The following is a 16,061-nucleotide window of genomic DNA, read 5'->3' as shown; positions in this document are numbered from 1 at the left end:
GTGCCTGGATAAGGTGAGACTGCCCACCTCTTGAACCCCGTGGGACCGGTAACGTCCCATCGGGGCGGGCTACCATCGGTTGCGCCGCCTCTCTGGGATCTCGCGAGATGGCTGTAAGTGCTGTTCCCGGGGCCGGGACGTGCAGTTTTTGCCATCTCGGCGCAAACGAGCCCGGGCCCGGGAGGGTGCCGGCGGGTCTGGACCACACGGGTTAAACAAGTAAGGCCCCGCCAATGGCGGGGCCTTACTCTCTGAACAACCGGTGTCTTTCAACCGTAAATATTGTCCGGCGGTGACCTACTCTCCCACATCCTCCCGGATGCAGTACCATCGGCGCTGTGGGTCTTAGCTTCCGGGTTCGGAATGGGACCGGGCGTTTCCCCCACGCTATGACCGCCGTAACCCTTCCACCCGCACCACCCAGCAACAAACCTGGGTGAGGGGAAATCAATGGTCACAACACAACACACCATCAAAAACAATGTGTTGCAATAGCGAAGTTATAACTGTAATTATACGGCACACCACACCCTGAAGGGTACGGTGGTGCCGGTTCCACGGGTGACAAACCTCACGGGTTTGTTATCCGGGAACCACATAGTGGACGCAAGCAGCATGATCAACACAACCCTTTATACTTTGGAGAACCGTTTGAAGTCGTGTTCTCCCAGATTGTGGTGTGGTGTAAGTTATCGGCCTATTAGTACCGGTCAGCTTCACGGGTCTTTAGTCCCCGCTTCCACATCCGGCCTATCAACCCAGTGGTCTGGCTGGGGGCCTCTCACACACAAGGTGTATGGAAATCTCATCTCGAAGCGGGCTTCCCGCTTAGATGCTTTCAGCGGTTATCCCATCCGAACGTAGCTAATCAGCGGTGCACTTGGCAGTACAACTGACACACCAGAGGTTCGTCCGTCCCGGTCCTCTCGTACTAAGGACAGCCCTTCTCAAATTTCCTGCGCGCGCAGCGGATAGGGACCGAACTGTCTCACGACGTTCTAAACCCAGCTCGCGTACCGCTTTAATGGGCGAACAGCCCAACCCTTGGGACCTACTCCAGCCCCAGGATGCGACGAGCCGACATCGAGGTGCCAAACCATGCCGTCGATATGGACTCTTGGGCAAGATCAGCCTGTTATCCCCGAGGTACCTTTTATCCGTTGAGCGACGGCCATTCCACAATGTACCGCCGGATCACTAGTCCCGACTTTCGTCCCTGCTTGAGATGTCTCTCTCACAGTCAAGCTCCCTTGTGCACTTACACTCGCCACCTGATTGCCAACCAGGCTGAGGGAACCTTTGGGCGCCTCCGTTACTCTTTAGGAGGCAACCGCCCCAGTTAAACTACCCATCAGGCACTGTCCCTGACCCGGATTACGGGCCGAAGTTAGATATCCAGTATGACCAGAGTGGTATTTCAACGATGACTCCACCCGAACTGGCGTCCGGGTCTCACAGTCTCCCACCTATCCTACACAAGCCACACCGAATATCAATACCAAACTATAGTAAAGGTCTCGGGGTCTTTCCGTCCTGCTGCGCGTAACGAGCATCTTTACTCGTACTGCAATTTCGCCGAGTTTATGGTTGAGACAGCGGGGAAGTCGTTACTCCATTCGTGCAGGTCGGAACTTACCCGACAAGGAATTTCGCTACCTTAGGATGGTTATAGTTACCACCGCCGTTTACTGGGGCTTAAATTCCCAGCTTCGCCCGTAAGGGCTAACCGGTCCTCTTAACCTTCCAGCACCGGGCAGGAGTCAGTCCGTATACATCGTCTTGCGACTTCGCACGGACCTGTGTTTTTAGTAAACAGTCGCTTCCCCCTGGTCTCTGCGGCCCCGATCCCCTCCGGACAGCAAGTGTCCATCAAGGTTGGGGCCCCCCTTCTCCCGAAGTTACGGGGGCATTTTGCCGAGTTCCTTAACCATAATTCTCTCGATCGCCTTAGTATTCTCTACCTGATCACCTGTGTCGGTTTGGGGTACGGGCGGCTAAAACCTCGCGCCGATGCTTTTCTAGGCAGCATAGGATCACCGGATTCCCACCAAAGTGGGTCCCATCAGATCTCAGGTATCGTCATCAAAGACACAGCAACGGATTTACCTATCGCTGACCCTACATCCTTAGACCAGGACAACCATCGCCCGGCCCGGCTACCTTCCTGCGTCACACCTGTTAATACGCTTACCTCCCAGGATCAGGTCCCGCGCTCCACCAAAAACCGGGTCGCCACAAGGGCGGCCGGTCAGGTATTGGGCGGTTAGTGTCCCCCGCTTGGTATTGGCGGTTTTTCGCCGGTACGGGAATATCAACCCGTTGTCCATCGACTACGCCTGTCGGCCTCGCCTTAGGTCCCGACTTACCCAGGGCAGATTAGCTTGACCCTGGAACCCTTGATCATTCGGCGGACGGGTTTCTCACCCGTCTTTCGCTACTCATGCCTGCATTCTCACTCGTGTAGGCTCCACCGCTGGTTTACACCGCGACTTCACTGCCCACACGACGCTCCCCTACCCATCCAAACGCTTGAACGAAAATGGATAAACCATCCGCTTGGCTAATATTTGAATGCCACAACTTCGGCGGTGTACTTGAGCCCCGCTACATTGTCGGCGCGGAATCACTTGACCAGTGAGCTATTACGCACTCTTTCAAGGATGGCTGCTTCTAAGCCAACCTCCTGGTTGTCTTCGCAACTCCACATCCTTTCCCACTTAGCACACGCTTAGGGGCCTTAGTTGGTGGTCTGGGCTGTTTCCCTCTCGACTATGAAGCTTATCCCCCACAGTCTCACTGCTGCGCTCTCACTTACCGGCATTCGGAGTTTGGCTGACGTCAGTAACCTTGTAGGGCCCATTAGCCATCCAGTAGCTCTACCTCCGGTAAGAAACACGCAACGCTGCACCTAAATGCATTTCGGGGAGAACCAGCTATCACGGAGTTTGATTGGCCTTTCACCCCTACCCACAGCTCATCCCCTCCATTTTCAACTGAAGTGGGTTCGGTCCTCCACGCGCTCTTACACGCGCTTCAACCTGGCCATGGGTAGATCACTCCGCTTCGGGTCTAGATCACGCCACTGCATCGCCCTGTTCAGACTCGCTTTCGCTACGGCTTCCCCTCACGGGTTAACCTCGCGACGTAACACTAACTCGCAGGCTCATTCTTCAAAAGGCACGCTGTCACAAGCACGACACCACAAGTGGCATCGCCCTGCTCCAACGGATTGTAGGCACACGGTTTCAGGTACTGTTTCACTCCCCTCCCGGGGTACTTTTCACCTTTCCCTCACGGTACTTGTCCGCTATCGGTCATCAGGGAGTATTTAGGCTTACCAGGTGGTCCTGGCAGATTCGCACGGGATTTCTCGGGCCCCGTGCTACTTGGGATCCTCTCCAAGCGGCAGCATACATTCCGGTTACGGGGCTAACACCCTCTACGGCCTGGCTTTCAAACCAGTTCACCTATGCATCTGCACTCACTTCACCGATCCGGCAGAATCGGTACGGAAAGTCCCGCAACCCCAGTGATGCAACGCCCGCCGGCTATCACACACCACTGGTTTAGCCTCTTCCGCGTTCGCTCGCCACTACTAACGGAATCACTGTTGTTTTCTCTTCCTGTGGGTACTGAGATGTTTCACTTCCCCACGTTCCCTCCACGCACCCTATGTGTTCAGATGCGGGTCACCCGGTCACTCGCGCGCCGGGCGGGGTTTCCCCATTCGGACATCCTGGGATCAACGCTCGGTTATCAACTCCCCCAGGCTTATCGCAGATTCCTACGTCCTTCTTCGGCTCCTGATGCCAAGGCATCCACCGTGTGCCCTTAAAAACTTGACCACAAAGATCAATAAATATTTCCTGCTATCGAGAAAACCATGACAACACCGGACCACACCGCAAGGGCATGACCCGGAGCACCAGGTTTATCTGAAATTGCACTTAATAATTTTAAGATGCTCGCGTCCACTATGTAGTTCTCAAACAACAACCCCGTCACACCCCGCCACCACCACGTATTCACCGTGGACGGTCTTGGACCTGCGCAGGAACAATCAGAAACAACACGAAACCGTGTCCCTTCCAACCCTTCAAGAAGGCTTGAAATTCTTCGGTCCTGTTGTCTCAGGACCCAACAGTGTGCCAAACGGAAAAACCCGGTACTTGAAGACCGGCAGCGGTTTCCAACCGGGACAGCGCCTCCGCAAGGAAGGCACGCACGGCGTACTAGACTGCCAGGCTCAACGCCGGGCACCTGCTTATTGATATTCCACCCTTGAGCACCCACCGGAGAACGAATGTCTCCGAGATGGGCATCTCCTGCAAAGCCCGCCTCCAACACTGTGGAAGGACACGGAAAACTCTGAGGTGCTCCTTAGAAAGGAGGTGATCCAGCCGCACCTTCCGGTACGGCTACCTTGTTACGACTTAGTCCCAATCGCCGGTCCCACCTTCGACGGCTCCCTCCCACAAGGGGTTAGGCCACCGGCTTCGGGTGTTACCAACTTTCGTGACTTGACGGGCGGTGTGTACAAGGCCCGGGAACGTATTCACCGCAGCGTTGCTGATCTGCGATTACTAGCGACTCCAACTTCATGAGGTCGAGTTGCAGACCTCAATCCGAACTGAGACCGGCTTTTTGGGATTAGCTCCACCTCACAGTATCGCAACCCTTTGTACCGGCCATTGTAGCATGCGTGAAGCCCAAGACATAAGGGGCATGATGATTTGACGTCGTCCCCACCTTCCTCCGAGTTGACCCCGGCAGTCTCCTATGAGTCCCCGCCATAACGCGCTGGCAACATAGAACGAGGGTTGCGCTCGTTGCGGGACTTAACCCAACATCTCACGACACGAGCTGACGACAACCATGCACCACCTGTAAACCGACCACAAGTGGGGAGCGTATTTCTACGCTTTTCCGGTTCATGTCAAGCCTTGGTAAGGTTCTTCGCGTTGCATCGAATTAATCCGCATGCTCCGCCGCTTGTGCGGGCCCCCGTCAATTCCTTTGAGTTTTAGCCTTGCGGCCGTACTCCCCAGGCGGGGCACTTAATGCGTTAGCTACGGCGCGGAAAACGTGGAATGTCCCCCACACCTAGTGCCCAACGTTTACGGCATGGACTACCAGGGTATCTAATCCTGTTCGCTCCCCATGCTTTCGCTCCTCAGCGTCAGTTACAGCCCAGAGACCTGCCTTCGCCATCGGTGTTCCTCCTGATATCTGCGCATTTCACCGCTACACCAGGAATTCCAGTCTCCCCTACTGCACTCTAGTCTGCCCGTACCCACTGCAGACCCGGGGTTGAGCCCCGGGCTTTCACAGCAGACGCGACAAACCGCCTACGAGCTCTTTACGCCCAATAATTCCGGATAACGCTTGCGCCCTACGTATTACCGCGGCTGCTGGCACGTAGTTAGCCGGCGCTTCTTCTGCAGGTACCGTCACTTTCGCTTCTTCCCTGCTGAAAGAGGTTTACAACCCGAAGGCCTTCGTCCCTCACGCGGCGTCGCTGCATCAGGCTTTCGCCCATTGTGCAATATTCCCCACTGCTGCCTCCCGTAGGAGTCTGGGCCGTGTCTCAGTCCCAGTGTGGCCGGTCACCCTCTCAGGCCGGCTACCCGTCGTCGCCTTGGTGGGCCATTACCCCAACCAACTAGCTGATAGGCCGCGAGTCCATCCAAAACCGCATCAAGCTTTCCACGGACCACCATGCGGTGGACCGTCGTATCCGGTATTAGACCCGGTTTCCCAGGCTTATCCCGAAGTTAAGGGCAGGTTACTCACGTGTTACTCACCCGTTCGCCACTAATCATTTTGTGCAAGCACAAAAGTCATCGTTCGACTTGCATGTGTTAAGCACGCCGCCAGCGTTCATCCTGAGCCAGGATCAAACTCTCCGTAAATGTGTTACAGACACAGCACCGGAGCCAAGGAAAATTGGCTGCACGGTCCTGCACTAAATTCGAAACCAGCTAAAAAAGTCCTCCCAACCCACGGGGTGGGCGGAAGAACCAGTTCAACCAATTAAAATAATTGGTATCAATAAACTTGGCACACTATTGAGTTCTCAAACAACAGATGCATCCGAAATACTCGGAAAAACAATTGAATGTCTTTCTTTTCTCTTCGCTGCAGTGTTTCTTTATTCTATTTCATCCGGACTGTTTTAGCAATTCGGGATATTCCGAAGACTGCTTCATTTTGTCCGGAGAAACCCACGCCAAATCCCCGGCTTTCCGCTCCCGGGCTTCTCAGCGCAGGATGGATCACCAGGATGTTTTTGGTGTGGTGTGGCCGCCATGCTCGTGAAGTTTTCCAACTCCCGGCCGCGGCGACTTAGAAGACTCTACACAGGTTTCGACCCGGCCGCAAATCGACCGGACCGACCCAAACCGCAGCCGGGGCCGGCCCAAGAAAAGGACCGGTCCCGGCTGCAGCTGGGCGTGGATTGGTGCAAATCCCGCGTTAGCTACGGCGCCGGCGCGATGGCCCCAGGACCAGCAGAGCGCCGGCCAGCAATATTCCACCGCCGGCCAGGGCTAGGCCTGTCATACCGTCAGCTCCGGTTTTCGGAAGGCGTTCTGTGTAAGGCACAGGTGCATACACGTTGACCACCTCGACGGCTTGAGACTGTCCGGGCAGGATGGCCACTTCACCAGTGCCTGAGGTTTCCACCGTGACGTCCTCGTTGGCTCCGGACGCGGGTTCCGAAACCCGGCACGACACTCCCGCCGGAATACCTTCGTACAACTGGGTAAAGGTATCCGCAGTGGTCTCCTCGGGGATCACGAAGGTCTCGTCGATCAGTCCGTCGCCGCACTGGATGTGAAGCACGACGTCGTCCTGCAGGCCGGCACCGGAGCCGCTGATGGTTTTCGCCACGACCAGGCTGCCCGGGTTGAATTCCACATTGTTAGTGACCTCCAGGACGTTTTCGCCTTCAGCGATTGTCACGGGCTCCGGGAGTACGGGTGTCACCGTTACCTCCACGGTGGATCCGGTCACCTCTTCCGCCACCGCGCACACCGTACCCACCGGCAGGTCTGTCACGGAGTTGCTGACCGGCGCAGCTGTCCCGGCAGGAATGTCAAAGACAAAAGCCCCCGCTTCACCGCAGTCCACGGTGAGGGTGATGGCGCCCTGGCTACCGATTCCTCCGCCGGCAAACACCTTATTGACCACGAGGTCTCCCGCTACAAAGAACTCCGCCGTCGCCCCGGCAGTGGCTTCCAACACCGTGTTCGCGGCAAGGATGAGGGGTTGCGCATTATCCATGCCTGGATTGCCGCCGTCGTAGAGGTAGACGTTGCCTGTTTGGACGGAGACGGAAGCGCGGGCGCTAAGGACTCCCGGGTCGGTGGATGCCGGCGGGCCACCCACCCAGATCTGTGTACCCGAAGTGACAGCGCTCCCGCTCGAAATAGGGACAGTCCCTGCAGCGTCGGCAAACATGGTGTATCCGGTCGGCACGGAAACGGTAACCTCCGCAGCTCCTTCCGCTGCCACCGTGAACGGGCCCGCCACGCCTCCCGCCGGACCCGCGGCAGCCGGGGGAGTCACGGTGACGTTCGGCGGGGGCGGTTCCACCAGGGGCCCATTGGCCTGTGCGTCGGCGACGATCGCCTCAACCGCGCCTCTGATGACCGTCTCCGATGTATTGACCAGGTATCCGTCGGTGAAGTACCAAATCGCACCCTGCACCGCCGCAGCCTGCTGATTTGCCGTTAAGCCCGCAGGCGCTGCGGGATTCGCAGGATAGTAGTTGTTCAGGACATAATTCACGTAGCCGATGTTGGCTACGTTGGATTCCTCCCAAGCCCCCTGAACGTAGCCGATGCCGACCATGGTTTCCACCGCTGTGTCGATGCAGTACATCTGCCCGATCCCGCCATCGGCATCCTCAGTGATGATGATGCCCGCGAACCGGCCGGTCACAGGCACTCCCACTGGGTTCTCCTCCGGATACGGTGTCAAGGGATCCGGCGGGGTGGGATTGTCAGCTACGAACGCCTGCACCCTTTGAGCGGGCCCGAGCTCGGTAGTCACGACTTCCGCATTGGTGCCGGCTACCGGCGCCGGATCATTCGGGTCCGGCTCTGTCCACGAGGCATTCGCGGGTGCGGCGAACGGTGCCAGCAGCAGCGCCGCAGCGGCGGCCGTACCTAAGAGTGACCTGCGTAGCCGGCGCCCGTGCCCCGGCCGACGCCGCGGGCCGGATGGAAAGGAATAATGGCTCATAGGGGTCTTCCTGCTTCTATCCCTGGGGATGATTCGCGAGTGACCATGCCGAAACCAGTTCGGCCTGTGTGCTAGGCACAGTATGTGGAATCCGAGGCCGGGGGTAGGCGGAACCGCTATATCCGCAGAAAGCCGAGCCGGGGCCAAATTACCTATAGACATTCCCTGGTTAAACAAGTAAGGCCCCGCCAATAGCGGGGCCTTACTCTCTGAACAACCGGTGTCTTTCAACCGTAAATATTGTCCGGCGGTGACCTACTCTCCCACATCCTCCCGGATGCAGTACCATCGGCGCTGTGGGTCTTAGCTTCCGGGTTCGGAATGGGACCGGGCGTTTCCCCCACGCTATGACCGCCGTAACCCTTCCACCCGCACCACCCATAAACAAACCTGGGTGAGGGGAAATCAATGGTCACAACACAACACACCAAAAAAACGACGTGTTGCAATAGTGAAGTTATAACTGTAATTATACGGCACACCACACCCTGAAAGGGGTACGGTGGTGCCGGTTCCACGGGTGACAAACCTCACGGGTTTGTTATCCGGGAACCACATAGTGGACGCAAGCAGCATGATCAACACAACCCTTTATACTTTGGAGAACCGTTTGAAGTCGTGTTCTCCCAGATTGTGGTGTGGTGTAAGTTATCGGCCTATTAGTACCGGTCAGCTTCACGGGTCTTTAGTCCCCGCTTCCACATCCGGCCTATCAACCCAGTGGTCTGGCTGGGGGCCTCTCACACACAAGGTGTATGGAAATCTCATCTCGAAGCGGGCTTCCCGCTTAGATGCTTTCAGCGGTTATCCCATCCGAACGTAGCTAATCAGCGGTGCACTTGGCAGTACAACTGACACACCAGAGGTTCGTCCGTCCCGGTCCTCTCGTACTAAGGACAGCCCTTCTCAAATTTCCTGCGCGCGCAGCGGATAGGGACCGAACTGTCTCACGACGTTCTAAACCCAGCTCGCGTACCGCTTTAATGGGCGAACAGCCCAACCCTTGGGACCTACTCCAGCCCCAGGATGCGACGAGCCGACATCGAGGTGCCAAACCATGCCGTCGATATGGACTCTTGGGCAAGATCAGCCTGTTATCCCCGAGGTACCTTTTATCCGTTGAGCGACGGCCATTCCACAATGTACCGCCGGATCACTAGTCCCGACTTTCGTCCCTGCTTGAGATGTCTCTCTCACAGTCAAGCTCCCTTGTGCACTTACACTCGCCACCTGATTGCCAACCAGGCTGAGGGAACCTTTGGGCGCCTCCGTTACTCTTTAGGAGGCAACCGCCCCAGTTAAACTACCCATCAGGCACTGTCCCTGACCCGGATTACGGGCCGAAGTTAGATATCCAGTATGACCAGAGTGGTATTTCAACGATGACTCCACCCGAACTGGCGTCCGGGTCTCACAGTCTCCCACCTATCCTACACAAGCCACACCGAATATCAATACCAAACTATAGTAAAGGTCTCGGGGTCTTTCCGTCCTGCTGCGCGTAACGAGCATCTTTACTCGTACTGCAATTTCGCCGAGTTTATGGTTGAGACAGCGGGGAAGTCGTTACTCCATTCGTGCAGGTCGGAACTTACCCGACAAGGAATTTCGCTACCTTAGGATGGTTATAGTTACCACCGCCGTTTACTGGGGCTTAAATTCCCAGCTTCGCCCGTAAGGGCTAACCGGTCCTCTTAACCTTCCAGCACCGGGCAGGAGTCAGTCCGTATACATCGTCTTGCGACTTCGCACGGACCTGTGTTTTTAGTAAACAGTCGCTTCCCCCTGGTCTCTGCGGCCCCGATCCCCTCCGGACAGCAAGTGTCCATCAAGGTTGGGGCCCCCCTTCTCCCGAAGTTACGGGGGCATTTTGCCGAGTTCCTTAACCATAATTCTCTCGATCGCCTTAGTATTCTCTACCTGATCACCTGTGTCGGTTTGGGGTACGGGCGGCTAAAACCTCGCGCCGATGCTTTTCTAGGCAGCATAGGATCACCGGATTCCCACCAAAGTGGGTCCCATCAGATCTCAGGTATCGTCATCAAAGACACAGCAACGGATTTACCTATCGCTGACCCTACATCCTTAGACCAGGACAACCATCGCCCGGCCCGGCTACCTTCCTGCGTCACACCTGTTAATACGCTTACCTCCCAGGATCAGGTCCCGCGCTCCACCAAAAACCGGGTCGCCACAAGGGCGGCCGGTCAGGTATTGGGCGGTTAGTGTCCCCCGCTTGGTATTGGCGGTTTTTCGCCGGTACGGGAATATCAACCCGTTGTCCATCGACTACGCCTGTCGGCCTCGCCTTAGGTCCCGACTTACCCAGGGCAGATTAGCTTGACCCTGGAACCCTTGATCATTCGGCGGACGGGTTTCTCACCCGTCTTTCGCTACTCATGCCTGCATTCTCACTCGTGTAGGCTCCACCGCTGGTTTACACCGCGACTTCACTGCCCACACGACGCTCCCCTACCCATCCAAACGCTTGAACGAAAATGGATAAACCATCCGCTTGGCTAATATTTGAATGCCACAACTTCGGCGGTGTACTTGAGCCCCGCTACATTGTCGGCGCGGAATCACTTGACCAGTGAGCTATTACGCACTCTTTCAAGGATGGCTGCTTCTAAGCCAACCTCCTGGTTGTCTTCGCAACTCCACATCCTTTCCCACTTAGCACACGCTTAGGGGCCTTAGTTGGTGGTCTGGGCTGTTTCCCTCTCGACTATGAAGCTTATCCCCCACAGTCTCACTGCTGCGCTCTCACTTACCGGCATTCGGAGTTTGGCTGACGTCAGTAACCTTGTAGGGCCCATTAGCCATCCAGTAGCTCTACCTCCGGTAAGAAACACGCAACGCTGCACCTAAATGCATTTCGGGGAGAACCAGCTATCACGGAGTTTGATTGGCCTTTCACCCCTACCCACAGCTCATCCCCTCCATTTTCAACTGAAGTGGGTTCGGTCCTCCACGCGCTCTTACACGCGCTTCAACCTGGCCATGGGTAGATCACTCCGCTTCGGGTCTAGATCACGCCACTGCATCGCCCTGTTCAGACTCGCTTTCGCTACGGCTTCCCCTCACGGGTTAACCTCGCGACGTAACACTAACTCGCAGGCTCATTCTTCAAAAGGCACGCTGTCACAAGCACGACACCACAAGTGGCATCGCCCTGCTCCAACGGATTGTAGGCACACGGTTTCAGGTACTGTTTCACTCCCCTCCCGGGGTACTTTTCACCTTTCCCTCACGGTACTTGTCCGCTATCGGTCATCAGGGAGTATTTAGGCTTACCAGGTGGTCCTGGCAGATTCGCACGGGATTTCTCGGGCCCCGTGCTACTTGGGATCCTCTCCAAGCGGCAGCATACATTCCGGTTACGGGGCTAACACCCTCTACGGCCTGGCTTTCAAACCAGTTCACCTATGCATCTGCACTCACTTCACCGATCCGGCAGAATCGGTACGGAAAGTCCCGCAACCCCAGTGATGCAACGCCCGCCGGCTATCACACACCACTGGTTTAGCCTCTTCCGCGTTCGCTCGCCACTACTAACGGAATCACTGTTGTTTTCTCTTCCTGTGGGTACTGAGATGTTTCACTTCCCCACGTTCCCTCCACGCACCCTATGTGTTCAGATGCGGGTCACCCGGTCACTCGCGCGCCGGGCGGGGTTTCCCCATTCGGACATCCTGGGATCAACGCTCGGTTATCAACTCCCCCAGGCTTATCGCAGATTCCTACGTCCTTCTTCGGCTCCTGATGCCAAGGCATCCACCGTGTGCCCTTAAAAACTTGACCACAAAGATCAATAAATATTTCCTGCTATCGAGAAAACCATGACAACACCGGACCACACCGCAAGGGCATGACCCGGAGCACCAGGTTTATCTGAAATTGCACTTAATAATTTTAAGATGCTCGCGTCCACTATGTAGTTCTCAAACAACAACCCCGTCACACCCCGCCACCACCACGTATTCACCGTGGACGGTCTTGGACCTGCGCAGGAACAATCAGAAACAACACGAAACCGTGTTCCTTCCAACCCTTCAAGAAGGCTTGAAATTCTTCGGTCCTGTTGTCTCAGGACCCAACAGTGTGCCAAACGGAAAAACCCGGTACTTGAAGACCGGCAGCGGTTTCCAACCAATACAACGCCCCACAAGTGGGGCACGCACGGCGTACTAGACTGCCAGGCTCAACGCCGGGCACCTGCTTATTGATATTCCACCCTTGAGCACCCACCGGAGAACGAATGTCTCCGAGATGGGCATCTCCTGCAAAGCCCGCCTCCAACACTGTGGAAGGACACGGAAAACTCTGAGGTGCTCCTTAGAAAGGAGGTGATCCAGCCGCACCTTCCGGTACGGCTACCTTGTTACGACTTAGTCCCAATCGCCGGTCCCACCTTCGACGGCTCCCTCCCACAAGGGGTTAGGCCACCGGCTTCGGGTGTTACCAACTTTCGTGACTTGACGGGCGGTGTGTACAAGGCCCGGGAACGTATTCACCGCAGCGTTGCTGATCTGCGATTACTAGCGACTCCAACTTCATGAGGTCGAGTTGCAGACCTCAATCCGAACTGAGACCGGCTTTTTGGGATTAGCTCCACCTCACAGTATCGCAACCCTTTGTACCGGCCATTGTAGCATGCGTGAAGCCCAAGACATAAGGGGCATGATGATTTGACGTCGTCCCCACCTTCCTCCGAGTTGACCCCGGCAGTCTCCTATGAGTCCCCGCCATAACGCGCTGGCAACATAGAACGAGGGTTGCGCTCGTTGCGGGACTTAACCCAACATCTCACGACACGAGCTGACGACAACCATGCACCACCTGTAAACCGACCACAAGTGGGGAGCGTATTTCTACGCTTTTCCGGTTCATGTCAAGCCTTGGTAAGGTTCTTCGCGTTGCATCGAATTAATCCGCATGCTCCGCCGCTTGTGCGGGCCCCCGTCAATTCCTTTGAGTTTTAGCCTTGCGGCCGTACTCCCCAGGCGGGGCACTTAATGCGTTAGCTACGGCGCGGAAAACGTGGAATGTCCCCCACACCTAGTGCCCAACGTTTACGGCATGGACTACCAGGGTATCTAATCCTGTTCGCTCCCCATGCTTTCGCTCCTCAGCGTCAGTTACAGCCCAGAGACCTGCCTTCGCCATCGGTGTTCCTCCTGATATCTGCGCATTTCACCGCTACACCAGGAATTCCAGTCTCCCCTACTGCACTCTAGTCTGCCCGTACCCACTGCAGACCCGGGGTTGAGCCCCGGGCTTTCACAGCAGACGCGACAAACCGCCTACGAGCTCTTTACGCCCAATAATTCCGGATAACGCTTGCGCCCTACGTATTACCGCGGCTGCTGGCACGTAGTTAGCCGGCGCTTCTTCTGCAGGTACCGTCACTTTCGCTTCTTCCCTGCTGAAAGAGGTTTACAACCCGAAGGCCTTCGTCCCTCACGCGGCGTCGCTGCATCAGGCTTTCGCCCATTGTGCAATATTCCCCACTGCTGCCTCCCGTAGGAGTCTGGGCCGTGTCTCAGTCCCAGTGTGGCCGGTCACCCTCTCAGGCCGGCTACCCGTCGTCGCCTTGGTGGGCCATTACCCCAACCAACTAGCTGATAGGCCGCGAGTCCATCCAAAACCGCATCAAGCTTTCCACGGACCACCATGCGGTGGACCGTCGTATCCGGTATTAGACCCGGTTTCCCAGGCTTATCCCGAAGTTAAGGGCAGGTTACTCACGTGTTACTCACCCGTTCGCCACTAATCATTTTGTGCAAGCACAAAAGTCATCGTTCGACTTGCATGTGTTAAGCACGCCGCCAGCGTTCATCCTGAGCCAGGATCAAACTCTCCGTAAATGTGTTACAGACACAGCACCGGAGCCAAGGAAAATTGGCTGCACGGTCCTGCACTAAATTCGAAACCAGCTAAAAAAGTCCTCCCAACCCACGGGGTGGGCGGAAGAACCAGTTCAACCAATTAAAATAATTGGTATCAATAAACTTGGCACACTATTGAGTTCTCAAACAACAGATGCATCCGAAATACTCGGAAAAACAATTGAATGTCTTTCTTTTCTCTTCGCTGCAGTGTTTCTTTATTCTATTTCATCCGGACTGTTTTAGCAATTCCGCGTTATCCGCGGAACCTGGCCGAAACAACCGGGTGAACCCGCCACGAAGCTTCCGGACCTTGCCCGTTGCGTTGTGATGGGTTGTGGCTGCCGAGTCCGGGAGTCTCACTTGCAGAACATGTCTGTCAGGCGCTCACCGGGGCAACTCACTAAACTTTACACACCCTCGGCGGCTGGCGCAAACCCCTGGAGTGTGACCTCCTGCACGCTGCGCCGCCGGTTCCGGATGCCTCCTTGCGGACAGCTCCGGAACGAAGAAAGCCGGCCCCCGCCCCTCGCAGCTCCGGAAAATCCGGAACCAGCGAGGGAGCTGGAAGCCAGCCTTCTAACGGGCCGTTAAAACTATACGGCGGACACTTCAACGGTCGCAAGAGTGCGCTTGCCGCGGCGCAGCAGCAGGTATCGGCCATGCAGCAGCTCCGTGCCGCCGATCACCGCTTCTGCATCCGTGACCTTGTGGTTGTTCACGTAGGCGCCGCCCTCGGCAACCGTTCGCCGGGCCGCGGAGTTGCTGGCCGAAAGGCCTGAAGCCACGAGCAGGTCAATGATGCCCAGGCCGCTGGCGTCCACTACTACCCGCGGGAGCTCGGCGGTGGCTGCGGTCAGGATGTCTTCGTCCAGCTCACTGAGGTCACCCTGTCCGAACAACGCAGCGGAGGCGGCGATAACCTTTTCGGTAGCCTCCACCCCGTGGATCAGCGACGTGACGTCAAAGGCCAGCCGGCGCTGGGCAGCGCGCTTGTGCGGCTCGGCCGCCACAGAGCGTTCCAGCTCTTCGATTTCAGCCTTGGACAGGAAGGTGAAGACCTTCAGCCGGTCAACGACGTCGGCATCGGGGGTGTTCAACCAGAACTGGTACATCGCGTACGGGCTGGTCATGCTGCCGTCCAGCCAAATCGCGTTGCCCTCGCTCTTGCCGAACTTGGTGCCATCGGAGTTGGTGATCAGCGGGGTGCCCAGGGCGTGGACGCTCTTGCCCTCGACCTTGCGCACCAGCTCGGTGCCGGCCGTGAGATTGCCCCACTGATCGGAACCGCCGGTTTCCAACACGCAGTTGTAGTCCCGGAAGAGCTGGAGGTAATCCATGCCCTGCAGCACCTGGTAGCTGAACTCGGCGTAGGAAATGCCCTCGTCGGAGTTAAGCCGCGAAGAGACAATCTCCTTCTTGATCATGGTGCCCACCCGGAAGTGCTTGCCGATGTCCCGCAGGAAGTCGATGGCACTCATGGGCGCGGTCCAGTCAAGGTTGTTGACCATCTGCGCGGCGTTGCTTCCCTCGAAGCTGAGGAAGCGCTGCACCTGGCCCTGCAGGTAGCCGACCCACTCGGAAACGGTTTCCTTGGTGTTCATGGTGCGTTCCGCCGTCGGACGCGGATCTCCCACCAGCCCGGTGGAGCCGCCCACCAGGGCCAGCGGGCGGTGGCCGGCCAGCTGCAGCCGGCGCATGGTCAGCAGCTGCACCAGGTTGCCCAAGTGCAGGCTCGGCGCCGTCGGATCGAAGCCGCAATAGTAGGTGATTGAATCCCCGGCGAGCAGTTTCTCCAGTTCGGCCTCGTCAGTGGATACGTGGACCAGTCCACGCCACTTCAGTTCCTGCCAAATATTGTCGAAGGTCGGATCGTTCTTCTGGGCGCGCAGGCCCGCTGGGGTTTCAGTAGTCACGTGTTCC

Annotated in this window: 2 protein-coding genes and 6 rRNA genes; all 8 read right to left on the bottom strand. The window is 56.8% G+C overall.

What is annotated here, in order from left to right; all coding sequences use genetic code 11:
• Positions 1-284 precede the first annotated feature (284 nt).
• Positions 285-401, bottom strand: a 5S ribosomal RNA gene (gene rrf, locus QNO08_RS05930).
• A 278-nt stretch (positions 402-679) separates the two neighbouring features.
• Positions 680-3,845 (bottom strand): 23S ribosomal RNA (locus QNO08_RS05925).
• A gap of 539 nt (positions 3,846-4,384) precedes the next feature.
• Positions 4,385-5,912: ribosomal RNA gene (locus tag QNO08_RS05920) — 16S ribosomal RNA — on the bottom strand.
• Together the 16S, 23S and 5S rRNA genes form the textbook arrangement of a ribosomal RNA operon.
• Before the next feature lie 562 nt (positions 5,913-6,474).
• Positions 6,475-7,956 (bottom strand): thioester domain-containing protein, encoded by a 1,482-nt coding sequence (locus tag QNO08_RS05915; protein ID WP_229968483.1) that lies wholly within the window; start codon positions 7,954-7,956, stop codon positions 6,475-6,477.
• Between the two features lie 533 nt (positions 7,957-8,489).
• Positions 8,490-8,606: ribosomal RNA gene (rrf, locus tag QNO08_RS05910) — 5S ribosomal RNA — on the bottom strand.
• A gap of 279 nt (positions 8,607-8,885) precedes the next feature.
• A 23S ribosomal RNA gene (locus tag QNO08_RS05905) occupies positions 8,886-12,051 on the bottom strand.
• Positions 12,052-12,589: 538 nt separating this feature from the next.
• A 16S ribosomal RNA gene (locus QNO08_RS05900) occupies positions 12,590-14,117 on the bottom strand.
• Positions 14,118-14,734: 617 nt separating this feature from the next.
• Entirely contained in the window at positions 14,735-16,054 is a 1,320-nt protein-coding gene (tyrS, locus tag QNO08_RS05895; protein ID WP_229967731.1) for a tyrosine--tRNA ligase, read from the bottom strand.
• Positions 16,055-16,061: the final 7 nt, after the last annotated feature.

This window comes from Arthrobacter sp. zg-Y820 (assembly GCF_030142155.1).
In the GTDB taxonomy this organism is placed as follows: Bacteria; Actinomycetota; Actinomycetes; order Actinomycetales; family Micrococcaceae; genus Arthrobacter_B.
Note: the sequence above shows the minus strand (reverse complement) of the source record. Positions and strands in the feature narration are given on the sequence as shown.